General features: G+C 62.9%; 20 protein-coding genes and 1 tRNA gene. 6 read left to right on the top strand and 15 right to left on the bottom strand.

Annotation, left to right across the window (positions count from 1 at the left end; all coding sequences use genetic code 11):
- Both AC6CDK_RS05925 and AC6CDK_RS05920 read left to right on the top strand, forming a co-directional pair.
- The coding region (locus AC6CDK_RS05925; RefSeq protein WP_496639771.1) for an NUDIX hydrolase at positions 1 to 541 on the top strand (541 nt) is incomplete at its 5' end.
- A 55-nt stretch (positions 542 to 596) separates the two neighbouring features.
- Positions 597 to 1,523 (top strand): diguanylate cyclase, encoded by a 927-nt coding sequence (locus tag AC6CDK_RS05920; RefSeq protein WP_039647630.1) that lies wholly within the window; start codon positions 597 to 599, stop codon positions 1,521 to 1,523.
- On the opposite strand, the gene AC6CDK_RS05915 is transcribed toward AC6CDK_RS05920, so the two are convergent.
- From AC6CDK_RS05915 to AC6CDK_RS05880, 8 genes are all read right to left on the bottom strand, one after another.
- On the bottom strand, positions 1,509 to 2,162 hold the full coding sequence (locus tag AC6CDK_RS05915) for an endonuclease III domain-containing protein (protein ID WP_318556185.1): 654 nt from the start codon (positions 2,160 to 2,162) through the stop codon (positions 1,509 to 1,511). The genes AC6CDK_RS05920 and AC6CDK_RS05915 overlap by 15 nt on opposite strands.
- Before the next feature lie 4 nt (positions 2,163 to 2,166).
- The gene (glnE, locus tag AC6CDK_RS05910; RefSeq protein WP_192905904.1) at positions 2,167 to 5,352 is read right to left on the bottom strand and encodes a bifunctional [glutamate--ammonia ligase]-adenylyl-L-tyrosine phosphorylase/[glutamate--ammonia-ligase] adenylyltransferase; all 3,186 of its coding nucleotides are present in this window, start codon (positions 5,350 to 5,352) and stop codon (positions 2,167 to 2,169) included.
- Positions 5,349 to 6,389 (bottom strand): S-methyl-5-thioribose-1-phosphate isomerase, encoded by a 1,041-nt coding sequence (gene mtnA / locus AC6CDK_RS05905; protein WP_039647625.1) that lies wholly within the window; start codon positions 6,387 to 6,389, stop codon positions 5,349 to 5,351. The genes glnE and mtnA overlap by 4 nt, the downstream gene beginning before the upstream one ends.
- A gap of 16 nt (positions 6,390 to 6,405) precedes the next feature.
- Positions 6,406 to 7,845, bottom strand: coding sequence for an Asp-tRNA(Asn)/Glu-tRNA(Gln) amidotransferase subunit GatB (gene gatB, locus AC6CDK_RS05900; protein WP_039647623.1), 1,440 nt, complete (start codon positions 7,843 to 7,845; stop codon positions 6,406 to 6,408).
- A 17-nt stretch (positions 7,846 to 7,862) separates the two neighbouring features.
- Positions 7,863 to 9,320, bottom strand: a complete 1,458-nt coding sequence (gene gatA, locus AC6CDK_RS05895) for an Asp-tRNA(Asn)/Glu-tRNA(Gln) amidotransferase subunit GatA (protein ID WP_039647621.1) — start codon at positions 9,318 to 9,320, stop codon at positions 7,863 to 7,865.
- 45 nt (positions 9,321 to 9,365) lie between these two features.
- On the bottom strand, positions 9,366 to 9,710 hold the full coding sequence (locus AC6CDK_RS05890; RefSeq protein ID WP_066356678.1) for a hypothetical protein: 345 nt from the start codon (positions 9,708 to 9,710) through the stop codon (positions 9,366 to 9,368).
- A complete protein-coding gene (gene gatC / locus AC6CDK_RS05885; RefSeq protein ID WP_039647617.1) occupies positions 9,688 to 9,975 on the bottom strand; it encodes an Asp-tRNA(Asn)/Glu-tRNA(Gln) amidotransferase subunit GatC in 288 nt (95 codons plus the stop codon). The genes AC6CDK_RS05890 and gatC overlap by 23 nt, the downstream gene beginning before the upstream one ends.
- A gap of 175 nt (positions 9,976 to 10,150) precedes the next feature.
- Positions 10,151 to 11,491: an alpha/beta hydrolase gene (locus tag AC6CDK_RS05880; protein WP_192905905.1), complete on the bottom strand. Its 1,341-nt coding sequence runs from the start codon at positions 11,489 to 11,491 to the stop codon at positions 10,151 to 10,153.
- Between the two features lie 376 nt (positions 11,492 to 11,867).
- Here AC6CDK_RS05880 and AC6CDK_RS05875 point away from each other — a divergent pair, with 376 nt between their 5' ends.
- Positions 11,868 to 13,724, top strand: a complete 1,857-nt coding sequence (locus AC6CDK_RS05875; protein ID WP_039647613.1) for a phosphoenolpyruvate carboxykinase (GTP) — start codon at positions 11,868 to 11,870, stop codon at positions 13,722 to 13,724.
- A gap of 166 nt (positions 13,725 to 13,890) precedes the next feature.
- On the opposite strand, the gene AC6CDK_RS05870 is transcribed toward AC6CDK_RS05875, so the two are convergent.
- Positions 13,891 to 14,988, bottom strand: coding sequence for a hypothetical protein (locus AC6CDK_RS05870; protein WP_192905906.1), 1,098 nt, complete (start codon positions 14,986 to 14,988; stop codon positions 13,891 to 13,893).
- 326 nt (positions 14,989 to 15,314) lie between these two features.
- On the opposite strand from AC6CDK_RS05870, the gene AC6CDK_RS05865 reads away from it, so the two are divergent.
- Positions 15,315 to 15,390, top strand: a tRNA-Asn gene (locus tag AC6CDK_RS05865).
- Positions 15,391 to 15,720: 330 nt separating this feature from the next.
- Positions 15,721 to 16,686, top strand: coding sequence for a DMT family transporter (locus AC6CDK_RS05860; protein WP_039647611.1), 966 nt, complete (start codon positions 15,721 to 15,723; stop codon positions 16,684 to 16,686).
- Between the two features lie 134 nt (positions 16,687 to 16,820).
- On the opposite strand, the gene AC6CDK_RS05855 is transcribed toward AC6CDK_RS05860, so the two are convergent.
- The 6 genes from AC6CDK_RS05855 to pruA all read right to left on the bottom strand — a co-directional run bounded on the left by AC6CDK_RS05855 (position 16,821) and on the right by pruA (position 24,377).
- Entirely contained in the window at positions 16,821 to 17,717 is an 897-nt protein-coding gene (locus AC6CDK_RS05855) for a DMT family transporter (protein ID WP_039647609.1), read from the bottom strand.
- A gap of 9 nt (positions 17,718 to 17,726) precedes the next feature.
- The gene (locus tag AC6CDK_RS05850) at positions 17,727 to 18,431 is read right to left on the bottom strand and encodes an ABC transporter ATP-binding protein (RefSeq protein ID WP_039647608.1); all 705 of its coding nucleotides are present in this window, start codon (positions 18,429 to 18,431) and stop codon (positions 17,727 to 17,729) included.
- 43 nt (positions 18,432 to 18,474) lie between these two features.
- Positions 18,475 to 19,245 (bottom strand): ABC transporter ATP-binding protein, encoded by a 771-nt coding sequence (locus AC6CDK_RS05845; protein ID WP_039647606.1) that lies wholly within the window; start codon positions 19,243 to 19,245, stop codon positions 18,475 to 18,477.
- An 18-nt stretch (positions 19,246 to 19,263) separates the two neighbouring features.
- Positions 19,264 to 20,187, bottom strand: a complete 924-nt coding sequence (locus AC6CDK_RS05840; RefSeq protein ID WP_039647604.1) for a branched-chain amino acid ABC transporter permease — start codon at positions 20,185 to 20,187, stop codon at positions 19,264 to 19,266.
- 7 nt (positions 20,188 to 20,194) lie between these two features.
- On the bottom strand, positions 20,195 to 21,070 hold the full coding sequence (locus tag AC6CDK_RS05835) for a branched-chain amino acid ABC transporter permease (protein ID WP_039647602.1): 876 nt from the start codon (positions 21,068 to 21,070) through the stop codon (positions 20,195 to 20,197).
- Between the two features lie 292 nt (positions 21,071 to 21,362).
- Positions 21,363 to 24,377 carry an L-glutamate gamma-semialdehyde dehydrogenase gene (gene pruA, locus AC6CDK_RS05830; RefSeq protein WP_039647601.1) on the bottom strand — a complete coding sequence of 1,005 codons (3,015 nt, stop codon included), beginning with the start codon at positions 24,375 to 24,377 and terminating at the stop codon, positions 21,363 to 21,365.
- 288 nt (positions 24,378 to 24,665) lie between these two features.
- On the opposite strand from pruA, the gene AC6CDK_RS05825 reads away from it, so the two are divergent.
- Complete coding sequence (locus tag AC6CDK_RS05825; RefSeq protein ID WP_039647600.1) at positions 24,666 to 25,382, top strand: FadR/GntR family transcriptional regulator; 717 nt, start codon at positions 24,666 to 24,668, stop codon at positions 25,380 to 25,382.
- The last annotated feature ends 13 nt before the right edge of the window (positions 25,383 to 25,395 follow it).

Below are 25,395 nucleotides of genomic sequence, written 5' to 3'. Positions count from 1 at the left end.
CACGACCCTGGCCGGGCGGACAAGGGTGCCGATGGCGCCGGGACCGGTCCCGGCCGCGGTGCTGCTTCCCCTCTTCGAGAGGGACGGCGAGGTCCGGGTCCTTTTCACCAAGCGGACGGAACATCTGAACCACCATCGGGGAGAAATCTCGTTTCCCGGCGGGGTGCGCCATCCCGATGATGCCTCGCCCTGCGATACGGCCCTGCGGGAAACCTGGGAAGAGGTGGGCGTTCCGCCCGGCGACGTGGACATCCTCGGCACACTGGATGATTTCTATTCCATCCACGACTACCTGGTGACCCCCTGCGTGGGAATCATCCGGGGGGATCGCTCCCTGACCGTGAACCCCGACGAGATCGAACGGATCATTGTCGTACCGCTGAAGCACCTGCTGCTGCCCGAAGTCTTCAGAACCGAAGACTGGACGTGGCGGGGACGGACCCATCCCGTCCACTTCTACCGGTACCTGGACGACGAAATATGGGGGCTCACGGCCGCCATACTCTCGCAGTTTCTCAACACGGTATTCCCCCGGTCATGAGACCGGGGCGGGACGATCCCACGGATTCTCCATCCGCGCGGAGAAGCATGAAACCATGGCGATGACAGCCCTCGTAATCGACGATTCGGAAGTCCTGCGCGAGGAAATAGTGCGCACCCTCAAGGAAGCCCGGCTGTTCGAGACCTACCTGGAAGCCCGGGACGGCCTCGAAGGGTTCAAGATCCTCCTCAACAACAAGGTGGACCTGGTGCTCTGCGACCTGGAAATGCCGAGGATGGACGGGTTCCGCTTCCTTTCCATGACCCGGTCCCGGGGTGAGCTCCAGGATCTTCCGATCATCCTGCTGACCAGCCGGGAAGACCGGGACACGAAAATCCGCGGGCTTGAGCAGGGGGCATCCGACTACGTCACCAAGCCCTTCGACTCGGGAGAGCTGGTTGCCCGGGTCCGGGTCCAGTTGAAAGTGAAGGGGCTCCAGGACGAGTTGAAGCGTTCCAACGAATTGCTGCGCAAACTATCAATCACCGATCCCCTCACCCACTTGCATAACCGTCGCCATCTGATGGAAATGGTGGACAAGGAGTTCCAGCGGGCCTCCCGCAAGGGTGGCGCCCTTTCCCTGGTTATTCTTGATATCGACTATTTCAAGAAGATCAACGACACCTATGGTCATCAGGAGGGGGACAAGGTCCTGGTGACCCTTGCCGGGATAGTCTGCCAACGGCTTCGCAGCTACGATGTGGCTGCCCGCTACGGGGGCGAAGAGTTTGTCCTGCTGCTGCCGGAAACCCCTTTGCAGGAGGCCCAGGCCATTGCCGAACGGCTCCGGCTGGAGGTGCAGGACCATGTCTTCGACGGCAGCCTCCACGGGCAGGTCATCACCATCAGTCTTGGCGTGTCCACCTATCCGTCGCCCCGCGTGGAGGGGACCGACTCCCTCTTCAGGCAGGCCGACGAGGCCCTCTACCGGGCCAAGCAGAACGGTCGCAACCGGGTGGAGCTCATGTCAGGCTCGACATAGCAGGTGGAGCCCGCACCCGCCGCAACGGGGGCGGGTGGTGCAGTGCCGCTTGCAGTGCTCCACGACGAGGGCGTGATATTCGTTGAACAGCGCCGTATCGTCGGGAAGGTTGCCCATGAAGAGCGCACGGACGGACTCATAGTCGGCCGTCGGCTCCACGAGACCCAGGGCGGAAAAAAGACGTTTCGTATAGGCATCAACCACGAAGGTGGGCTTTTCTCCCGCATAGAGCAGGATCGAGTCGGCGGTTTCCCGACCGATCCCCCGCACCCCGAGCAGTTCCCGTCGAAGCTCCCGCCACTCCCCCGCGAACATCCGCTCCAGCTTCCCGTCGAAGCGTTCGAAGCGTTCGAAGAGAAAACCGACAAAATCCTTGAGCCGCACGCTTTTGACGTTATAGTAACCGGCCGGCCGGATCGTCTCCGCCAGTGCGGCCACAGGTACATCGCGCAGCCCTTCCGGGGAGAGGAGCCCTGCTGCCTTGAGCCGGGCAATGGCCTTTTCCACGTTGCCCCAGTTGGTATTCTGGGTCAGGATCGCACCGACGCAGACCTCGAAGGGGGTGTCGGCGGGCCACCAGTGGCGGGGTCCGTAGGCCGCGAAGAGCTGGTCGTAGACCGCCATGAGCCGGTCGCGCACCCCCTCAGGCCCACCCGCGGATGTCGCCGAGAATCCGCTCGTACACCTGCCGGACCGCCTCGGTAACCTCTTCATACTCCTTCATGAGAGCGTTGCCCGGGTGCCGCAGCTTCGGGTCATACCCCAGACGGCGGGCCAGTGCGTCAAGATAGTTCTGGTCTCCTCCCAGATCGTTGATGGAGTAGTCGTGGATGAGCCGCAGCCGGTTTTCCAGGCGACGGAGGAACTTGTAGCCCGCCTGGAGGGTGACGATGTCGTCCTCGGCGAGGATGCCGAACAGGTGCATGGCCTTGAGCGCCAGGAGCGTATTGGTGCTGCGGATTTCCGGGTGGGCATGTCCCTCGCGCAGTTGGAGGTACTGGACCAGAAACTCGATGTCGACGATCCCGCCCCGGCCGGTCTTGATGTTGAAGCTTCCCGCCTTCTCCCTGGCCAGCTCTACTTCCATGCGAGTCCGCAGCCGGTGGATCTCCTTGCGCTCCTCTTCGCCGGCCCCGCTACCGTACACCGTGCTCTGGACGACCTCCTCGATCTCTTTCCGCAGCCGCTCATCGGCAAAGACCACCCGTGCCTTGGTCAGGGCCTGGCGCTCCCAGATCTGGGCCTCGGTGCGGTGGTATTCCCGGAACGAACCAATGGAGGTGACCAGGGGCCCCGCATTGCCCGACGGCCGCAGCCGCGTGTCGAGCTTGTAGACGTACCCTTCCCTGGTCTGGGTGGTGAGGATGGAGATGATCTTCTGGCCCAGCTTGGCGAAATACTCGTGGTTGGATACCTGGCGCTCCCCTCCTTCGGTCGTCCCCTGCTGGTCGTAGATGTAGATGATATCCAGGTCCGAGTGGTAGTTGAGCTCGTTGCCCCCCATCTTGCCCATGGCCACCACGGCGAAATGGGCCTGGCGCAGATCGCCGTCGGCATCCCGGTACATGGGCCGACCGAACCGGGCGAGTTCCTTCTTGGCCATGCGGCAGGCCGCGGCGAGACAGACCTCGGCCAGCCCGGTCAACTGGAAGGTGAGCTCCGACTGTCCCAACTTGCCGTAGATGTCGTTCATGCCGATCCGGAGAAACTCCTCGTGGCGGTAACGGCGGAGGATGTCGAGGCGTTCCTCGTAATCGTCTGCCGCGTCGAGCATCCCCTGCAATTCGGCCTCCATGACGCTTCGGCTCTTCATGTAGGTGGCGCCGGCCCGGGACACGAGGCTGTCCAGAAGTTCGGGATGGCCGATAAATATCTTGGACAGGAATTCGGATGTCCCGAACAGGGAAATCAGGAGCTTGATGGTTTCCCTGTTTTCGGCCAGAAGGGCATAGACGGACGAGCGGGAGCCCACCGCTCCCAGGAAGCGCTCCAGGTTGTTGAGGGTCAGGTCCGGGTCGGGCGAGCCGAAGATCTCCTGGAGCAGGAGCGGGGAAATTTTCTCCAGCAGCCGCCGGCCCCGTTCGGTCAGGTGGGCCCGCGGCGGACCGTCGCGCAGGAGCAGCAGGTTTTCGTAGGCAGTATCCACGTTCCTGAAGCCCCGCTCCGCCAGCATATCCTTGACCAAGTCGGGATCGGCGGCGCGATCGAAAAAACTGTAGGTTTCGGGCCGGACCTCTTCCCTCAGGCGCTCGTCACGGGAGAGGAACAGACCGCCGTAAACGGCCGACACCCGGCTCCGGTGATGCTCAAGGGTCTCCCGGAACTTTTCCAGGCCGTTCTTGCGGAGAAAGCCGCAGCGCCGGGCAAGGGCGAGCATTTCATCGTCCTTTTTCGGCAGGGAGTGGGTCTGCCGCTCCTGGACCACCTGAATGCGGTGCTCAACGGTCCGGAGGAAGCGGTAGGCCTCGGTGAGCGCTCCCGCATCGTCCTCGCCGATGAGCCTGGCATCCCTCAGCGAGGCCAGGGCCTTGAGGGAATTGCGCTCGCGCAGATGGGGATTCTTGCCGGCATACACCAGTTGCAGAGCCTGGATGAAGAATTCGATCTCACGGATTCCGCCGCGGCCCAGCTTGATGTTGCACTCGCTCTCCTGCTGCCGGGCGATGGAGGCGTCGATCTTCTTCTTCATGACCATCATGTCCTCGATCAGGTTGTAATCAAGGTATTTGCGATGGACAAACGGCTCGATGGCCCGGAGCACCTGGTTCCCCAGCTCGATGGAGCCCGCCACTGGGCGCGCCTTCAGCATGGCCGCCCGCTCCCAGGACTGGCCCCAGTACTCGTAGTATGTGGCGGCCGAGTGGAGGGAGCAGGCCAGATCGCCGCTCTTCCCCTCGGGGCGCAGCCCCATGTCCACCCGGAACACGAACCCGTCGGCCGTCACCTGGGAGATGGCCTTGGTGACCATCTCTCCCATCTTCACAAAAAAGGAGTGGAGGGATATCTTGCCCCGCTTGCCCCCCCGGCCGTCGTCGATCCCCTCGGTTTCGCCCTTATCCGAGGAGTAAAAATAGATCAGATCGATATCCGAGGAAAAGTTGAGCTCGCGGCCGCCGAACTTGCCCATCCCCATGACCGTGAACTCCGCCTCCCGGGAGCCGTCGGCGGTCACCATGAGGGGGTGGCCGTGATCCTTTACGAGCTTGCGCCGCGCGGCATCGCAGGCCACCTGGAGAGTAGCCGCCGCCAGGGCGGAAAGCTCGGCCGTCACCTCCTCCAGGGAAGCGAGACCGTTCAGGTCCCGGGCGGCGATGCGGAGAACCTCCTGAAACTTGAACCGACGCAGGACCGGAAAGAGGTCGGCATGGTCGACCCCCTTGGCCTGGGAGCGGAGCGTCGCCAGCATCTCCTGCTCACTGCGCCTGATATCGATGGCTCTGGTGACGAACAACTGGTGGAAGAAGGCGGGATCGCGGCAGAGGATGTTGACGAGGAAGGGGGACGAACCGCACAGCACGAGCAACTGCGCACGGCGCTCCTTGCGGCTGCAGACGTCGATGAGTTCCTGCCGGTCTGCCACGCCCCCGACCCGTTCGAGGCCATTCAGGGCCATGTCGGGCAGGGGAGCTGCAAGGGAGGCGGCGGCCAGCTCAGCCACCATCCGATCGGGCAGCGTTCCCTGGAGCAGGCGCAGGTTGGCGGCCGAACGGGCCGGGTAGACGAACCCCTCCTTTTCCAGCAACTCCGTTAGGGGTTGATCGCCGCCGCTGTCCCCAGCGGCGGCCAGGGCCTCTTCGATTCGTCGAACGAACTCGCTACTGCGGCTCATGGCGCCACGAGGCCCCGAAGGCCGGTGGCGTAATCACCGCTCACCACCCCCTGCTCGGTGATGATGGCGGATATGTAGCGGGCGGGCGTCACATCGAACGCCGGGTTGCGTACCCGGATTCCCTCGGGTGCCACCGGGAATCCGTTCAGATGGGTCACCTCACGGGAGTGGCGCTCCTCGATGGGGATCTGGTCCCCGTTCTCCAGAGAGAGATCGAGGGTGGTGGTGGGTGCCGCCACGTAGAAGGGGATGTTGTTCTCCCTGGCCAGGACTGCCACGCTGTAAGTGCCGATCTTGTTGGCCGTGTCGCCGTTGGCGGCGATCCGGTCGGCCCCCACGACGCAGCAGGTGATCTCGCCCCGCTTCATGAAGAAGCCGGCCATGTTGTCGGAGATGAGGGTCACCGGAATGCCGTCCTTCATGAGCTCCCAGGCGGTAAGCCGCGCCCCCTGGAGCCACGGGCGAGTCTCGTCGGCGAACACCTGGATCTTTTTCCCTGCCTCGTGGGCCGCTCTGATGACCCCGAGGGCCGTGCCGTAGCCCGCCGTGGCGAGCCCGCCGGCATTGCAGTGGGTCAGGACCGTGGCCCCCTCGGGAATCAGCGCCGACCCGTGCCGACCAATGGCCTTGCAGAGCTCAAGGTCTTCCTGCTCGATCCGGATCGCCTCAGCCTTGAGGATCTCGCGCAACTCGTCCAGGGGCCTGTCGTGATGTTCACTGGCCACCCGCTTCATCCGCTCGATGGCCCAGAAGAGGTTCACCGCCGTGGGGCGGGTGCGGGCCATGACCTCGCAGACATTCTCCATCTGCCGGAAAAACGATTCATAGGTGTCGGCGATGATCTCCCGGGCGCCCAGGGCCACTCCCATGGCCGCCGCCACTCCGATGGCCGGAGCCCCCCGGATGACCATCCCCCGGATCGCCTCGGCCACGCTCTTGTAGTCGGCGTACTCGCAGTAGACCTCCTCGCCGGGCAGGCGGGTCTGGTCGATCATGACAACCTTGTCGTCGCGCCACTCTATGGTTCTGAAGGACATGGGAACCTCGTCGTGTTTAGCCTTTCAGCTTCTTCATCAGCAGTTCGTTCACCACCGCCGGGTTGGCCTTGCCTTTGGAGGCCCGCATCACCTGGCCCACGAAGAAGCCGAAGACCTTCTCCTTGCCGCCGCGGAACTCCTCCACCTGGCCCATGTTGGCGGCCATGATCTCGTCGATGATCTTCTCGATTTCGCCGGTGTCGGAGACCTGGACGAGCCCCTTCTCCTCCACGATGGCCTCAGGTGCCTTGTCGCTTTGCCACATCTCGTCGAAGACGGTCTTGGCGATCTTGCCGGAGATGGTGCCCTTCTCGATCAGTTGCAGCAGGGCCGTGAGACGGGCCGGCGTAACCGGGCATTCGGCGATGCCCGTGCCCGCCTCGTTCAGGGCGCGGGTCACCTCGCCCATGACCCAGTTGGCCGCCCCCTTGGCCGGGGCGCCCGCGGCAAGGCAGGCCTCGAAGTACTCGGCCATCTCCCGGGTGGCGGTGAGGACCTCTGCGTCATAGTCGGAAAGCCCCAGCTCGGAGCGGTAGCGGCTCCGCCGCGCATCGGGGAGTTCCGGAAGGGAAAGCCGCGCGTCCTCGACCCAGTCGTTGGAGATGACCAGCGGCACCAGGTCGGGGTCGGGGAAGTAGCGGTAGTCGTGGGCCTCCTCCTTGCCGCGCATGGAGCGTGTTTCACCGGTATTCGGATCGAAGAGGCGGGTCTCCTGCACCACCTTCCCTCCCTCCTCGATCAGCTCGATCTGCCGCTCGATCTCGTGCTCGATGGCCTGCTTCACGAAGCGGAACGAGTTGACGTTCTTGGTCTCGGTACGGGTGCCGAAGGTCGTGGACCCCACGGGCATGACCGACACGTTGGCGTCGCAGCGGAAGCTCCCCTCCTCCATGTTGCCGTCGCAGATGCCCAGATAGACCACGATCTGGTGGAGCTTCCTGAGATAGGCCACCGCCTCGTCGGCGCTGCGGATGTCCGGTTCCGAGACGATTTCCAGCAGCGGCGTGCAGGCACGGTTCAGGTCCACGCCGGACCCGCTCCCCAGGCCGGGGATGTCGGCGTGCACCAGCTTGCCGGCATCCTCCTCCATGTGGATGCGGGTGATGCCGATCCGCTTGACCTGGCCGTCCACCTCGATGTCCAGATGTCCGTTCTGGCAGATGGGAAGTTCGTACTGGCTGATCTGGTAGCCCTTGGGCAGGTCCGGGTAGAAATAGTTCTTCCGGGCAAAGACCGAGCGGGGCGCGATCCGGCAGTTGGTGGCGAGGCCGGCCCTGATGGCGAACTCCACCACTTTCTTGTTGAGCACCGGCAGCACCCCCGGCATGCCGAGGCAGACCGGGCAGGTCTGGGAGTTGGGGGCGGCGCCGAACTTCGTGGAGCATCCGCAGAAGATCTTGGTGTCGGTCTTCAGTTGGACGTGGACTTCTAAACCGATGACGGCCTGGTAGTTCATCGAAATCTCCGTGGAGCTTAGAGTTGGGCTGTGCGCCGGTGCCATTCCGTTGCCTGCTCGAAGGCGTGGGCGGCACGCAGGATGGTTTCCTCCCCAAAGGGCCGGCCGATGAGCTGCAGGCCGATGGGAAGACCGGCGGCGCTCATGCCGGCCGGCACGGAGATGGCGCAGGTGCCGGCAAGGTTCACGGGGATGGTGAAGATATCCGACAGGTACATCTGGAGCGGATCATCCACCTTTTCGCCGATCTTGAAGGCCGGTGTCGGAGCCACCGGCGTGAGCAGGGCGTCCACCTGCTCGAAGGCCTTCATGAAGTCCTGCATGATCAGGGTACGGACTTTCTGGGCCTTCAGGTAGTAGGCGTCGTAATATCCCGAGGAAAGGGCGTAGGTGCCGATCATGATCCGGCGCTTCACCTCGGCGCCGAATCCCTCGGCGCGGCTGCGGCGGAACATGTCGATCAGGTTCGCGGCCCCGTCCGCCCGGTGCCCGAAGCGAACCCCGTCGTAGCGGGCCAGGTTGGAGCTGGCCTCGGCGGTGGCGATGAGGTAGTAGGTGGCCACGGCATAGTCGGTGTGAGGGAGCGAAACCTCCACGAACTCGGCGCCGAGCCCCCGGTAGGTTTCGATGGCGGCATCCAGTGCCCGCTTCACGTCCGGGTCGAGCCCCTCGCGATAGTACTCCTTCGGCAGGCCCAGCCTGAGCCCCTTCACCCGGCCGGTGAGGGCTGCGGCGTAATCGGGCACCGGCAGATCGATGCTGGTGGAGTCGAGGGGGTCGTGACCGGCCACGGCCCCCAGCATAAGGGCGCAGTCGGTCACGTCGCGGGTCACGGGCCCCACCTGGTCCAGGGACGAGGCATAGGCGATGACCCCGTAGCGGGAGACCCGGCCGTAGGTGGGGCGCAGCCCCACGCAGCCGCAGTGGGAGGCGGGCTGCCGGATGGAGCCGCCGGTGTCGGTGCCGAGCGTGGCCGTGGCCGAGCGGGCCGCGATGGCCGCGGCCGAGCCGCTGGACGAACCGCCGGGGGTGCACGCCAGGTTCCAGGGGTTGTTGGTGGCGCCGAAGGCGCTGGATTCACCGGAGGAGCCCATGGCGAACTCGTCCTGGTTGAGTTTGCCCACAATGACCGCCCCCGCCTCCCGGAGCTTCGCCACGACCGTTCCGTCATAGGGGGGGATGAACTTCCCGAGGATCTTCGAGCCGCAGGTGGTGCGAATCCCGCGGGTGACGAAGATGTCCTTGAGTGCAACCGGGACGCCGGTGAGGGGGGTCATGGCGCCGGCGGCAATGCGCCGGTCCGCCGCTTCGGCGGCCGCGAGGGCCTCGTCGGGAGTAACGGTAATATAGGCGTTCACCCGGGAGTCGGTGGCCTCGATGCGGGCGAGCAGCGCCCGGGTCGCCTCCACGGAGGAAACCTCCCGTTTCGCCAATTTCTCATGCAGTTCGTACAGGGTCAGCTCAAACAGCTCCATGTCGCTCTGTCTCCAGTCAGTGGGCCTGGCAGTGGCCGGGCCGGGTCATTTCTTCTTCAGCCGGTACGGGGCCACTTCAATGGGGTACATGGTGGCGCCGCAACAGTCGCAGGCCTGGGGGCCGCCCTCCACCACAAGGAGCGCCTGGTTGCCGCACTCGGGATGGCAGACGGCGAAGCCCACCTCGATCTCGCGCGGCAGCGCGACCTCCTCCGGATTCTGGTAGTCGACCGGCTCGGCATCGAAGCGGCCCAGGTTCTTCAGGCGATTGTAGAAAATCCGCTTCTTGCAGGTTCCGTCGGGAAGTTCGGCAAAACGGCGCCGCACCTCTTCGATGGCGACCTCCAGCTCTTCACTCGTGGGATTCTTATTCGATGACTCGGGGCACACGGAAGAAACCCTCCACCCTGTCGGGCGCGTTGGCCAGCGCGTTTTCCACGCCGATGGAAGGACGGACCTCATCCTCCCGGAAGGCGTTTTCGACCGGAACGGCATGGGATGTGGGGACGATGCCGTCGGTGTTCAGCTCATTGAGCTTTTCCACGTAGGCGAGAATGGCGTCGAGCTGGCCGGTGAATCTGTCCTTCTCGTCCTCGGCAAGTTCGAGACGGGCAAGCGTTGCCACATGCTCGACATCGGATCGCGTGATTTTCATGGGTGGTCTCCCTTGGGGAAAAACATGGGGGGTGAGCGGTATTTTGTAGCACGAATGGGGGGAAATGACAAGGCAGAGAGGGGCGACGGGCACTCCCCGGGGGCACAGGTCAGCCTGCCGCGTGCGCCACCCTGTCCGCGGCCGGGCGGCCGACCGCGGACAGGGTGGCATGAACTTACCGCTTGAAGGTATCCAACCACGACCAGCCATTGAATAGAATCGGGAAGGCGGCGGAGACGTGGGTCGTCATGACGGGGTCGGCTGTGACGGGAATGGCGAGCGTTTCCCTCGCGAGCGCTACCCACCGCTTGGCGCCGGCCGTGCTGAAGGCCGCGAACGCAACCTGTGAGTTGGCGAAGGGGACCAGCTCGTCATCGCCGTGGTGAACCATGCGTATCGGCACGGACGGAACCCATCCGCGATAAGAGTCGTTTTCCCTCAGGAAGGCCACCGCCGGGCTCGTGTCGAGCGCCAACTGGCCAATGAACGAGTCCGTGAGCGTACTCTTGGGCAAGATGAGTTGCGGCGGGCTGAAAGACATTCCCATCGCCTCGCTGATCCTGTCCGCAGGGGTATTCCCGTCGAACAGCGGAGGGAGCACGCCGGCGTAGGCAGGCAACAGGGTCGAGTCGGGGCTGAACAGTGTCGTCCGCCCACCGTAGACATAGTTATATGAATTAAGTACAAAGGGGAGGAAATAGGGGGCCTTGGACGGGGAGTCCGACAGCATGACCCCGCGCATGACACCGGACAGATCGTGGGGGCCGGCAAGGGGAGCCGAGGCGGTGACGGTGAATTCAGCCGCGTGGTTCACCTGGAGTTCGCGCGTTGCCACCATGGTGGCGTATCCCCCCTCGGAATACCCCATGAGAAAGAGTTGGCCATTCCAGGTGCACGGAGATGCACTGGCGGCAATGATGGAACGGCTCGCCCGCAGCATGTCGACGACCTGGCGGGCGAGCGACGCGCCATGGACGTATGGCTGAGTGCCTGTGCTGTCCCCAAGCCCCTCATAATCGGCCATGGCAACGGCGTAACCGGTGGAGGCTATGGCCGCTGCCACCATGACCTCAGGGTAATCGATGGGCCGGAGACGGTTCTCCAGGTAGCGGGAGGGGGAATAGGGACGATAGGGTTCGGTGCCATGCTGGTACAGCAGAATAGGGACAGACGGCCTGACACTACCGGAGCGCGGCAGTATCAGCAGACCGCTCAGCGTGCGGGGTTGGCCGTCGGCACCGATCGAAGCGTAGCTGACCTTTTGCAGAACCAGCTCATATTTCCGTGCGGTCAATGCCGTGCCAAAGGAAGAAACGAAGCGGACCCACTCCCATCCGCCGAGAGACCTGACAAGGGGCCCCTGGAGGCTGGAACTGATGTCGGCAAGCAGAACCAGCGGATCAAGGGTCACGGCGCTGCCCTGCTGGGGCGCCGACGAATCCGGGCCCGACCCGCACCCGGTCAGGAGGACGGCAGATGCCAGCATTCCACAAATGATGCGCCTGAATCGTTTCACGGCACCCTCCCCCCCATGCCCCCATGCGGCCACAGGGTTTTCCTTTCTACTTAACCAGGGAATTAGCGGGTGTCAATAGTGGGACAACGTCCCGCCCAAACGTCCGAAGCGCCCGTGGATAAGGACATTGAGCGATGTCCCTGGCCAACGGCGATGACAAAAATGGTAATTATGGATATTAAGGGGTTACATTTTTGCTCTAAACTGTTATTTTATTCTGCCAATAATAACGTATGGTTTTTTCGCTACCAGTAAAATTGGAGCTTACCTGCCGCTTCCGGGCGGGGAAGGACGCCGTTCTCGTTGGTTTATTCACGAATAACGAACAAAGGCGTTCGTGGGACTAAGTACACATTTACACAGGGAGGGAAGAGGAATGAGTTATGAACTTCCGAACAACGAACGGCTTCTGAGGTGGGTCGAAGAGGTGGCTGCCCTCTGCGAACCGGACCGCATCCACTGGTGCGACGGCTCCCAGGAGGAGTACGACGAGCTCTGCGAACTGCTGGTGCAAAACGGCACCTTCAGGAAGCTTAACCCGGAAAAGCGTCCCAACAGCTACCTGGCGTGGTCCGATCCCATCGACGTGGCACGGGTCGAGGACCGCACGTTTATCTGCAGTCTCTCAAAACAGGACGCAGGCCCCACGAACAACTGGGTGAATCCGAAGGAGATGAAGGATAACCTGCACAAACTCTTCAAGGGGTGCATGCGTGGCCGGACCATGTACGTGATCCCCTTCAGCATGGGCCCCCTCGGCTCCCCCATCGCCAAGATCGGCGTCGAGATATCCGACTCCCCCTATGTGGTGGTCAACATGCAGATCATGACCAGAATGGGTAAAAAGGTCCTGGACATCCTCGGCGAACAGGGCGAGTTCGTGCCGTGCCTCCACTCGGTGGGCGCCCCCCTGGAGCCTGGCCAGCAGGATGTCCCCTGGCCCTGCAACAAGGAAAAGTACATCGTCCATTTCCCGGAGGAGCGCTCCATCTGGTCCTTTGGCAGCGGCTACGGCGGCAACGCCCTTCTCGGCAAGAAGTGCCTCGCCCTGCGGATCGCCTCCAAGCAGGGCAAGGACGAGGGATGGCTGGCCGAGCACATGCTGATTCTGGGGGTCGAGTCCCCCACCGGTGAAAAGACTTACGTGGGAGCGGCCTTCCCCAGCGCCTGCGGCAAGACCAACTTTGCCATGCTGATTCCGCCCAAACCGCTGCAGGATAAGGGGTGGAAGGTAACCACCATCGGCGACGACATCGCCTGGATCAAGCCGGGCCCCGACGGCCAAGTGTACGCCATCAACCCCGAGTACGGTTACTTCGGCGTGGCCCCCGGCACCAACGCCAAGACCAACCCCAACGCCATGGCCTCCTGCGCCGCCAACACCATCTTTACCAACGTGGCCCTCACCCCCGACGGCGATGTCTGGTGGGAGGGAATGACCGACGAGCCCCCCTCCCAGCTCACCGACTGGCAGGGGAACCCCTGGACACCCGGCTGCGGTCGGCCGGCAGCGCACCCCAATGCCCGCTTCACCTCGCCGGCCAGTCAGTGCCCCTCCATCGACCCGGACTGGGAGAACCCCAAAGGGGTGCCCATGAGTGCCTTCATCTTCGGCGGGCGCCGCAAGGACACCGTACCGCTGGTCTATCAGGCCTTCAACTGGAGCAACGGCGTCTACCTGGCCGCGACGCTCGGCTCTGAAACCACCGCCGCTGCCGTGGGCGCCATCGGAAACGTTCGCCGCGATCCCTTTGCCATGCTGCCGTTCTGCGGCTACCATATGGCCGACTACTTCGGCCACTGGCTGCAGTTTGGCCGCTCCATCGCCAAGCCGCCCCGGATCTTCAGCGTCAACTGGTTCCGCAAGGACGCCAACGGCAAGTTCATCTGGCCCGGCTACGGCGACAACATGCGGGTCCTCAAGTGGATTGTCGAGAGGGTCCAGGGCAAAGCCGGCGCCGTCGAATCGCCCTTGGGCTGGATGCCCCGCTACGAGGACATGGACTGGGACGGGCTGGATATGACCCGGGAAAAGTTCAACGAGCTGACCTCCGTGGACCGCGCCGTCTGGCAGAACGAGCTTATCTCCCACGAAGAACTGTTCGTCAAGCTCTTCGACCGCCTCCCCAAGGAGTTCCTCCACATGCGCGAGCTGATCCTCTCCAGCCTCTGGCGCTCGCCCGAGCACTGGGAACAGATCGGCGACGTTCATCCGGAAGGATGGAACGAGTAGCGGCACCGCGCCGCACTCAGGTGCATACCAAAAGGAGGAGCCGGGATCATCCGGCTCCTCCTTTTTTCGTCTTGCCGCCTACAGTCGGCCAGCGACGGCGGCTGAACGGCTGATGCGAGAGAGAATCCCCCCTGCACGCACGCTTTCCGCCCACAAGATGCGAGTACTACTGGTACTGAATGTAGATCGGCTTCGGGTGCAGCCTGAGCACCTCCCGGGGGGTGAGCAGGGGATGCCCCTTCTTGGTGTCGTTGTGATAGAACAGCTTGAAGCCGGTGTACTGGACCGGCTCGGCAACGATGTAATCCTTGTAGGAATCGCGCTTGAGCCAGGGAGCCCCCCACCCGTCCATGTGCATCACGATCTGCACCTCGGGGCGCAGGACGATCTTCTTGGAGTTGGTAACCCCGTTGCGCGTGAACCGATGGACCGTCAGAATCTTGGGAGGCAGATTGTACCTGGTAACCAAGTCTTTGAGATAGCCGGACACATAGTTGATATCGGCCGCGTCATAAGTTCCGATCTTCTTGCCGGGCTTGGCCCTGCTGGAGATCAGGTTGAATTCCGGGTCGATTCCCAGGTGAACGTCCGGATTCTTCAAAATCCACTCGAAACGCGGCAGGACCGCCCGGATGTCGTCGTGGCCGGTCTGGATGTCGATGAACAGAATGGCATTTGCCTCCCTCGCCCAACCGTACACCTGGTTGACGATAGCATCCGGCATGACCATCCGGTATTTGCCGTCCTTGCCCGGCTCCCCTTGCGCCACGACGGCGATCAGGTGGAGAGCCGGCTGCACCGGCAGCGACGGATCCGCTTTCTGCCATGCCGCCACCTCGGACTTGAGCCGCTGGAGCATCTCATCCTTGGGATAGGCCCCCAGGGCCCCCATTCGCTTGGAGAGCGGGTTGCCGTAGTAGGCCACAATCCGCTTTGACGGCAGGATGGCGCCGGGCGGGGTCGGCGGACAGAGTACCGGCCACCCGCACTGTCGTGCGTAATCGGGATCTTCGCCGGCCGCATACTTGACGGCGGGCGTCGTAGGCCGGGCACTGCTCGCCGGGGCGAACGCCGGCGCAGGAGCAGGAGGGACGGCACTGCTGTAAGTTTCGGTCTTAATGGCGGCTTCCTTCGGGGAAGACGTCTGGGGCACCGACTTGTCAGTATCTGCGCAGCCTGCAAGCCCGAGAAGAACGGCCATAGCGACACAGCACACCTGGGGGGAAAAACCGCGGAAAGGGACGAACGAATCAGAAAATTTCACGCAAAGCTCCATGGACGTAGCAAATAAAAGCCACAGAAGGTGGCTTCTGTGGCTCACAAACTATGCATCTATATACCACTATTGATGACTGGTTGGGAATGGAATTATCGAAGCCCATGTCCTAATTGCTGCCGCTTGCCCGGCCAGACATGCCGAGGCCGTCCCATCCCCGCACCCATGTGGAACTGCCCCCTGAAAAGTGAGCATGTCATTTTTATTGACATCCTCGTCGGGCGTATGGTACAAAAGCCTTCGCTTTTCATCTTCGAGCCCGACGTGAAGAGGTGAAAAGAACTCGTGAACACACGGTCACGGGGCCCATACATTCCCCAATAGCTCAGTCGGTAGAGCGGGTGGCTGTTAACCACCATGTCCCTGGTTCGAGTCCGGGTTGGGGAGCCATACTAACCATGGCCGATCATCAACGAGATGATCGGCCATTTTCTTTTGCGTTTATGAAGAGAAACTCCTCCGCGGCAGGCTGTCGGCCGCCTTGACGTCCTCTGTATTGCCCTTCGCCCGGCACCGCCTCCACGGCGGGGCAGGCCAGCGCAACAACGCGCCTTCTCGACGGAGTCGATCCGTCTCCCCTCTCCCGCCCTTTCGGCATTCCGCCGCTGTTTCGAATGGCCAGTGGCAGGTACATGCCAGCAGTTGTCACAATTTCACTATATTCATAGCTTCAGCCAAAGGATATACTCCTGTGCCGGATTCACTACCAAGAGGAACTGCATGGACTCACGCAAAGCACTGGACGGGTTGGCCGTCAGCCTGATGATCATTCTCGGTCTGACCTGGGGGCTTCAGCAGGTAGCGTTGAAGGCGACGGCCGCCGAAATAGCGCCCCTGCTGCAGATAGCCATCCGTTCCGGAATATCGGCGCTGCTGGTCGGCATCATGATGGCTGTCCGGGGGGAGCGGTTGTCGCTGGCAGGGGGGATGTGGCGGCCCGGGCTCGCGGTCGGGTTCCTGTTCGCCCTGGAATATCTGCTGGTCGGAGAGGGCCTGCGGCATACGACGGCGTCCCACATGGTGATTTTCCTGTACACCGCACCCGTATTCGCCGCCATTGGGCTCCACCTGAAACTTAATTCCGAACGGCTGAAACCGGTCCAGTGGTTCGGGATCGCGTTGGCGTTCGGCGGCATCGTGGTGAGCTTTTGCGGCCGGGGCGGCCACACGGCCGCACTGTCGGTGGCGGGCATCATCTGGGGAGACTTCCTGGGGCTTGCCGCAGGAATGGCCTGGGGCATGACAACGGTCGTGATCCGCACCTCGCGCCTGTCCGCCTGCTCTGCGACCCAGACGCTCCTGTTCCAGCTCCTGGGGGCCTTCATCCTGCTGTTGCCGGCCGCGGCAGGCCTTGGCCAGACATATTTCAACCCCACCCGCCTCGGCTGGGCGTGCCTCATCTTCCAGGCCCTGATCGTATCATTCGCCAGTTTCCTGGTCTGGTTCTGGCTGCTGCGCCACTACGTCGCGTCGCGGCTCGGGGTTCTCTCGTTCATGACCCCGCTCTTCGGGGTTGCGCTGGGGGCCTGGCTCCTGAACGAACCGCTGGAGCGCGGGTTTCTCGCCGGCGCGCTGCTCGTCCTTACCGGCATCGTTCTCGTCTCCGGCCATGGCTGGCTGAGGCAACTGGGAAACGGCGGTGGTTCCCCTGTTCAGAAACAGGCCCGGGAACCGGAGCCGTCGTAGGACTGCCCGCCTCTCCCTGGCCGTCGGCCTCCCGGCAGAGAGGGAGAAAACAGGATGCTCGCAGCGGCGCACAGAAAACCGGCCAGCTTCATGGATGCTTCCGGGATACGCGATGTCGCCGGCTGCAGGCGGCGTCACCCCTTGTGCCGGGCCGAAACCCGCGTGAAGATGTAGAGCCCCGCAAAGATCAGGAAGCCGCCGGCAAGCTGCCGGGGCGTGGGAGTTTCGCCGAGGAACAGGGAGGCCCAGACGATGGCGCCGATGGGCTCGCCAAGGATGCTCACGGACACCACCGATGCCTGCACGTAACGCAGGACCCAGTTGAAGACCGTGTGCCCGAGCACGGTGCAGACTGCTGCAAGGGCGAAAAACAGCAGCCAGTCAAGGGCCGGATAGGGATGGAACGGCGTGCGGGTAAGAAGACTGGTGGCGACGAGAACAAGGGCGGAGGCGCCATAGGTGACAAAGGTATAGCCCGACAGCTCTACGCTCCCCCGGAGCTTCCTGCCGATGAGGAGATAGCCCGAGACAAAGATCGCGGCGGCCAGTGCGAGAAGATCTCCCACAAAGGCGCGCATCCCCAGTTGAAAGTCACCTGCGCCGATGACGATGCTGCCGCACAGTGCCACCACTCCTCCCAGCAGGGCCAGCCGGGGGACTTTCTCGCGGAAGAAGAGCCACGCGCCGATCACCACGAAAACCGGCTGCATGGTGACGATGACCACCGAACTGGCCACGCTGGTGTAGAAGAGCGAGGTGAACCAGGTGACGAAATGGAGGGCGAGAAACAGGCCGCTGGCCGCCGCGAGAGCGATCTCCCGGCGCGACATGGAGCGCGCTCCGCTGAAGCGGGAAGCTGCCGTGGCCGGCGCCAGCAGCAGGAAGGTAAACAGGAGCCGGTAGGTGGCGATGATGAGGGGAGGAGCCGTGGAGAGCCGCACGAAGAGCGCGGAGAACGAAACGGCAAAAACCCCCACCAGGACTGCCAGGTAGGGGTTTACGATCGGTTTGCTGTGGGGTGCCGTTGTCACACGAAAGCCCTATTCTCCCAGGTATGCCTTTCTCACCTCGGGGTTTTCCGCCAGTTCCCCGGCCGGCCCTTCGAGGACGATGTGGCCGGTCTCCAGCACATAGGCGCGGTGGGCGATGGAAAGGGCCATGTGGGCGTTCTGCTCCACGAGCATGATGGTGGTGCCGGTCCCGTTGATCTCGCCGATGATCTCGAAGATCTTTTCCACAAGCATCGGCGCGAGCCCCATGGAGGGTTCGTCCAGGAGCAGGAGCCGGGGCCGGGACATGAGGGCCCGCCCCATGGCGAGCATCTGCTGCTCCCCGCCGGAAAGGGTCTTGGCGAGCTGCTTCTTCCGCTCGGCCAAGCGGGGGAAAAGGTGAAATATCCGCTCCATCTCCTGGGCGATGCCCTTCTTGTCGGACCGGATGTAGGCACCCATCTCCAGGTTTTCCAGCACACTCATCTTGGCGAAGACGCGGCGCCCCTCGGGTACCTGGCACACCCCCTTCTTGACGATCTCGTGGGGGGCGGTTCTGGTGATGTCTTCACCCTCGAACAGGACCCGGCCGGCAGCCGCCGGCACGACACTGGAGATGGTGTTCAGAATGGTAGTCTTGCCAGCGCCGTTGGCGCCGATGAGGGCAACGATCTCACCCTGGTCGACCCGGCAGGAAACATTAACGAGGGCCTTGATGGCCCCATAGTTGACGGAAAGGTTTTCAACGACGAGCATACGCCATCCTTGTCGCGGTTAGTGTGCTTCAGGCGCGGCGGGGCTAGTGGACGGCCGCCTTGCCGAGGTACGCCTCGATGACCTGCGGGTTGGCCCGGACCGCTTCAGGTTTTCCCTCGGCGATCTTGACCCCGTAATCGAGCACGGCGATCCGGTCGGACAGCCCCATGACGAACTTCATGTCGTGCTCCACAAGGAAGACCGTGATGCCTGCGGCGCGGATCTTCCGCACCATCTCCAGCAGGACCTGCTTTTCCTGGGGGTTCATGCCGGCGGCCGGCTCGTCCAGCAGGATCAGGTCGGGCTTTATCGCCAGGGCACGGGCAATCTCCAGGCGGCGCTGCTCGCCATAGGGAAGGCTCGTGGACGGTTCATAGGCCCGATGCGCCAGATCGACCTGTTTGAGGCATTCAATGGCCCATTCGACAAGCTCCCCCTCTTCGCGCCGCACCCAGGGCGCCAGCTTCAGGATGGAACCGGCCAGATCCCATTTCCCGCGGGTGTGGGAGCCGATCAGGACGTTCTCCAGAACCGACAGTCCGGGGAACAGCCGGATGTTCTGAAAGGTGCGGCCAATGCCGGCGGCGGCGATCCGGTGGGTCTTCTGGCCGCTGATGGTAGCACCCTTGAAAGAGATGCTCCCCGCTGTCGGCGAATAGATACCGGTAATGAGGTTGAACAGGGTGCTCTTGCCGGCACCGTTGGGACCGATGAGTGCCAGGATCTCTCCCTGCTCCACCGTCAGGTTGACGCTGTCGACGGCCACCAGCCCGCCGAAGCGGATGGTCACGTTATCGAGTTTCAGAAGCGACATGGAACCTCGCCAATCCGTTTATTTTCTATGCCGTTCGTTGACTTCCGCCGTGGCAGGCTTGCGGCCGATGGCCCGCAGCACCAGGTCGGTGAAGTTGATCCCGCCGAGCAGGCCGTTGGGACGGAAGACCATGAGAAAGACGAGCAATCCGCCGTAGACGAGCATCCGGTACTGGGACATGAAGCGGAGGAACTCCGGTGCCGCCGCCAGGATGGATGCCCCGAACACGGTGCCGGCGATGCTGCCGAGCCCCCCGAGCACGACCATGCTCAGGATGTCGACCGACTTGAGGAAGCCGAAATCAGACGGGTTGATGTAACTGAGAAAATGGGCGTACAGGCATCCCCCCACCCCGGCCAGGAAGGAACCGACGGCAAAGGACTGGACCTTGTAGCGGGCGATGTTGATGCCCATGGCCTCGGCGGCGATCTCGTCGTCGCGGATCGCCTTAAGGGCCCGGCCGAAGCGCGACTCTTTCATGAAGCTGACGAAAATGATTGCAAGGATAGCCACCACCCAGACAATGATCGGCATCGGGATCGGCGATCGGGCCGGTGGAACCGACAATCCCAGGGCCTTGTTGGTGATGTCGAGGTTGAGAAAGACAACCTTGACGATCTCGGCAAAACCGAGGGTGCAGATGGCCAGATAGTCGCCGGTGAGCCGGAGGATGGGATAGCCGATGGCAGCGCCGACAAAGGCTGTTGCCAGTCCGGAGAGAAGGAGGTTGGCGCTGAAGGGAAGCCCCGTGCGCAGGGTTATCACGGCACTGGTGAAGGCTCCGATGCTCATGAACGCCGCGTGCCCCAGCGAGAGCTGTCCGGTGATGCCGGTAATGACGTTGAGCCCCAGGGCCAGGACGATGGCGATCCCGATGTTCACCAGGATCTGGAGGGTATACGGGTCAACCAGGTTGAGGATGCTCTGCAGGGACTCTCCCATACGCTCGTTACACCTTTTTCTGAATTTTCTGCCCCAGCAGGCCCGTCGGCTTTACCAGGAGAACCAGGACGAGTATTGCAAAAGCGATGGCATCGCGGTAGGACGAGTACCCGGCCGCAACCCCCATGACCTCTGCCACGCCCAGGAGCATCCCCCCGAGCATGGCGCCGGGGATGGAGCCGATCCCGCCGAGAACCGCGGCCGAGAAGGCCTTGAGCCCTGCCATGAGCCCCATGTTGAAGCTGACCGCGTTGAACAGGAGCCCCACCAGCACCCCGCCGGCAGCCGCCAGGGATGAGCCGAGGGCGAAGGTGAAGGAGATCACGCGGTTCACGTTGATCCCCATGAGGGCCGCTGTGCTGTAATCCTCGGAGGTGGCGCGCATGGCCTTGCCGATCTTGGTCTTCTGGACGATGAACTCGAGGCCGAGCATGAGAATGGCCGAAACGCCGATGATGAGGAGCTGGAGGGTCGAGATCTCGGCGCCCAGGATCTTCACCTGGTGGACCGGAAAGGCGGTGTCGGGAAAGCCCTTGGCATCGGCGCCGAAGATCATGAGCGCCAGTGTCGAGAGGAAGATGGAGACGCCGATGGCCGAGATGAGCGCCGACAGCCGCGACGACTTCCTGAGGGGGCGGTAGGCGATCAACTCGATGACCACCCCCATGACCATGCAGGTTACCATGGCAAGGATCATGGCCACGAAGATGTTCATCTTGAACAGGGCGACCATGAGCAGACCCACGAATGCGCCCGCCATGAATATTTCTCCATGGGCGAAGTTGATGAGGGCGATGATGCCGTAGACCATGGTGTAGCCCAGGGCGATGAGCGCATAGGTGCTGCCGAGGGCGATCCCGTTGATGAGCTGCTGCAGGAGCATGCGGTTCCTCTCTGCGCCGGGGTGTGGCTATGACGTGTTATTGGGATTGGTGCAACGAACTGCGAGTGCGGGGGATTCCCTTGAACGGCAAAACCGTCGACAGGTTCGACCTGTATACCACAGTGACTAAAGATTGTGCAAGCTTTTCGATGGGGTTTTTGTTGATATTCTGAAAAGTTAGTATGGTTTCACAAAAACGGGGACGGGACTTCTCCCGCCCCCGCTGGCACGCTGAGCTTCCGTGCGAGCGGCAGCAACACAGACCGGCCCGCACGGGTTGTTACATCGCCTGCTAGTCGACCCAGTCGTCGTCCTCCTCGATGGGAGCGAAACCGCGCCGCATGGTGTTCTCGGTGACCACCCGCGGGTCCATGAAGTGGAGGAGGTAGTCGGGACCGCCGGCCTTGGTGCCGACCCCGGACATGCGGGCGCCGCCGAAGGGCTGCCGCTCCACCAGGGCGCCGGTGTTGTTCCGGTTGATGTAGAGGTTCCCCACCCGGAACTCCCGGCGGGCCTTGGCCAGGTGCTCGGGGCTGCGGCTGAAGATACCGCCGGTGAGGGCGAACTGGGTGGAGTTGGCCCATTCGATGGCCTGGTCGAAGTCCTTGGCCCGCATGACCGCCAGGACCGGCCCGAAGATTTCCTCCTGGGCGATGCGGTGCTCAGGCTTGATGCCGCCAATGATGGTCATGGGGACATAATACCCCTCACCCGTTGGCACCGGGCTCTCGTAGAGAACATGCCCCTCGCGCTTGCCGATCTCCGCGTATTCCTTGATGCTCTTCATGGCCTTGTCGTCGGCCACGGCACCCATGTAGTTGGCCGGGTCCTCGGAGGGGCCCACCCTGGTGGCCTTGGCCATGGACACGAGCCGCTCGATGAATTTGTCGTAGACCGCGTCCAGCACGATGACCCGGGAGCAGGCGGAGCACTTCTGCCCCTGGAAGCCGAAGGCCGAGTAGAGGACATGGGGCACCGCCTCGTCCAGGTCGGCGTCGTCGTCGATGATGATGGCGTTCTTGCCCCCCATCTCGGAGATGATCTTCTTCACGTTGGCCTGGCCCGGATAGACCTTGGCGGCGCGCTCGATGATCCGCAGGCCGGTCTCCATGGAGCCGGTGAAGGCGATCAGGCTGATGTCCGGGTGATCCACCAGGTAGTCGCCCATGACCGAGCCGCGGCCCGGCGTGAAGTTGAAGACCCCTTCGGGGAGGCCCGCCTCGCGGAACAGTTCCACCAGGTGCCAGCCGATGATCGAGGTGATCCCCGACGGCTTGAAGACCACGCAGTTGCCGGTGACGATGGCTGCCGACGCCATGCCCATGCTGATGGCCAGGGGGAAGTTCCAGGGGGCGATGACCGCGGCTACCCCTTTGGGCTCGTAGAAGTAATGGTTCAGCTCGCCCGGGGCGTGGCCCACCCGCTGGGGCTGGCCCAGCCGGATCATCTCACGGGCATAGTATTCCAGGAAGTCGATGGCCTCGGTCACGTCGGCATAGGCCTGATCCCACTGCTTGCCGATCTCCAGGACCTGCCAGGCCGAGAGCTCGAAGAGCCGCTTACGGGCTGCTTGGGCCGCTTTAAGCAGATATTCGGCCCTGGTCCGGGGATCGGTATCGCGCCATGCCGGGAAGGCTGCCTTGGCGGCGGCGATGGCGGCGCCCACCTCCGTGGTGCCGGCCTGGCAGATCTGGCCCAGGACCTCGGAGGGCTTGTTGGGGTTCACGGTGGGGATGAAGTCGTTGGTCCGGACCTCTTTCCCGTTGATGAACAGGGGATAGGTCTTGCCCAACCGGGTCCGCACCTGGGCGATTGAACTCGGGAAAGCAGCCCGGTGGTCGGCCCGGGTAAAGTCCACCATGGCCTCGTTGTTGAACGGGGTGAGCCCGCCGGGGCCCTTCCGCTCCTTTTTCGGCTTTGCGGCGCGGGCGGCCCGTTCCCGCTCGACCGTGACGGCCGGGTCTTCCAGCAGACGCTCGATCTGGGCGTCCTCGGCAAAGCTCTGGCGCAGGAACGACTCGTTGGCGGTGTTCTCCAGGAGCCGGCGCACCAGGTACCCCATCCCCGGAACCATGTTGCCGTAGGGGGCATAGAGGCGGATGCGCCCCGCCACCTTCAGGATCCCCTTGCGCACCGGTTCGGCCATGCCGTAGAGAACCTGGAATTCGTAACGATCCTCCGGCACGTTCAGTTCCCGCGCCATCTCCATGACCGCCGATATGGTCCGAATATTGTGGGAGGCGCAGGCAAAGTGGCAGATCTGGTGGTTTTCCAGGATCTTCCGCGCCTGGCGCTCGTAGGCCGCGTCGCTCTCCGCCTTGATGGTCCAGACCGGGACTTCCCAATCGTTCTGCTTCGCCTTGACCGTTTCGTAGTCCCAGTAGGCACCCTTCACGAGACGGACGGATATCTGGACCTTGTGCTCCTTCGCCCAGGCCAGGAGGTCATCCAGGTCCTTGTCGTTATCCTTCAGGTAAGCCTGGAGCACGATTCCCAGGTGGGGATAGTCGCGGTACTCCAGTTTCAGGCGCCGGAAGACCTCCAGGATGATCTCCTTGTGGCGGTAGGATTCCATATCGATGCAGAGGAAGCCGTTCAGCTCCATTACCTTCTTGAAGATGCGGCGCATCCGGTCAAGGATGGCCACCACCGAGCCCTCGAAGTCCTGGGGATTGGCCAGGCAGAAGAGGGCCGTGGGCTTCACCGCAATGTTCACCTTGGGGGCATGCCCCCAGTCCAGGTTGGGATCGCCCCCTCTGCCGGGCAGGCCTTTCCAGCTCCCCTGCTCTTTCTTCAGGGCGTCAAGCAACTCCAGGTAGGTGTTCGTGTAAACTTCGGCTTCCTCTTCGGAAAGGGTCGCCTCGCCGAGCACGTCCACCACGGCGGCAAAACCGTCCTTGCGGAGTTTCTCCAGGTTCTTCACCGCCTCCTTGGTGGTCTCGCCCACGATGAACTGGCGGGCCATCTCCTCGATATTGGAGGTGAGCACCTTGTTCAGCACGGCCCCGCCGAAGGACCCGAGCATCCCCGCCACCTTGGCCCCCGTGGACATGAACGCGGGCATTTCCTGCTCATTGCCGAAATATTCCCGGATGTGCTCCGTCAGGAGCTTGCTGGTGGTCAGCGAGGGAAACACGTCCACGAACCGGAACATCTGGATCTTGAACTGCTCGTTCTGCATGCTCCAGTCCATGGCCTTGCCCATCCAGGCCCCTTTGTTGAAAAGGGAGGGCTTCTCGCCGGAAATGCTGCCGAAAAACTCCCTGCCGCGGTTGACGATCTTCGTGTTCAACTCACTGTTTAGCATGGCTCGCTCCTTGGTTGGTTCATATGAGGCGGATAGCCCATGGTGTCGAGTTACCTGCATCAAACAGTACCACTGCCATCATCTTCGTGTCAATGGTTAAACCATTAGTATTATCCTCCACGCTATGCTATTCTTTGAAAAAGCATGACAGGGTGCTATAACTGGCAGTCTGAACATGCCGGGAAAGCTGGGCCGGCGACGCAGACCGCGCCGGCTGTTCGACTGGCCGGCATGGGTACAACCATTGTAATCCTGCATTGCTACGATGCAACGGAAGGAGCAACCCAGATGTTTCGCAAGGCCAAACAAAACCGGATCTTTCAGGATGTGGTGGATCAGATACAGGAAGCGATCGTGGAGGGGAGGCTCAAGGAGGGGGACCAGCTCCCGGCGGAGCGGAAACTCCAGGAAGAGTTCAATGTAAGCAGGGGCACCCTCCGGGAGGCACTCCGCGTCCTGGAGCAGAAGGGGCTCATCGAGATCCGGACCGGCGTGGCCGGGGGATCGGTGATCAAGGGGGTATCCACCGAGCAGGTGAGCGAGAGCCTGGCGCTGCTCATCCGCTACCAGAAGGTGCCTCTGGCGAAGCTGGCCGAATTCCGCGAGGGGGTCGAGGGAATCGTGGCCGCCCTGGCCGCCAACCGGGCGACTCCCGAGCAGACAGGCCGGCTGAGAGACCTGCTGAACACGGCCGGCAAGTACCTTGAGCAGGGGGAACCCCACTGGGACTCCTTCGTCCGGACCGACGAGGAGTTTCACCTGACCCTGGCCGAGATGACCGACAACCCCCTCTTCATCACGGTGCTCGAAACCGTCTACCACAACATCCACACCTACTACGAGCGCTACCTCCCCATGGAGGAAACGGTGCTGCGCCAGAACTACCAGGACCTGGAGGCCCTGTTTACGGCCGTTGCCGCCCGGGACGGGAAGCGGGCCGAAGAGTTGGCCAGGGAGCATGTGCGGCGCTTCAACATGCGGATGGAGGAGCGCCACATCTCCTGATGGCGGGACTTCG

The sequence above is a fragment of the Geobacter sp. PheSNFMC genome (genome assembly GCF_059620965.1).
This window is presented reverse-complemented; position numbering and strand designations above follow the sequence as displayed.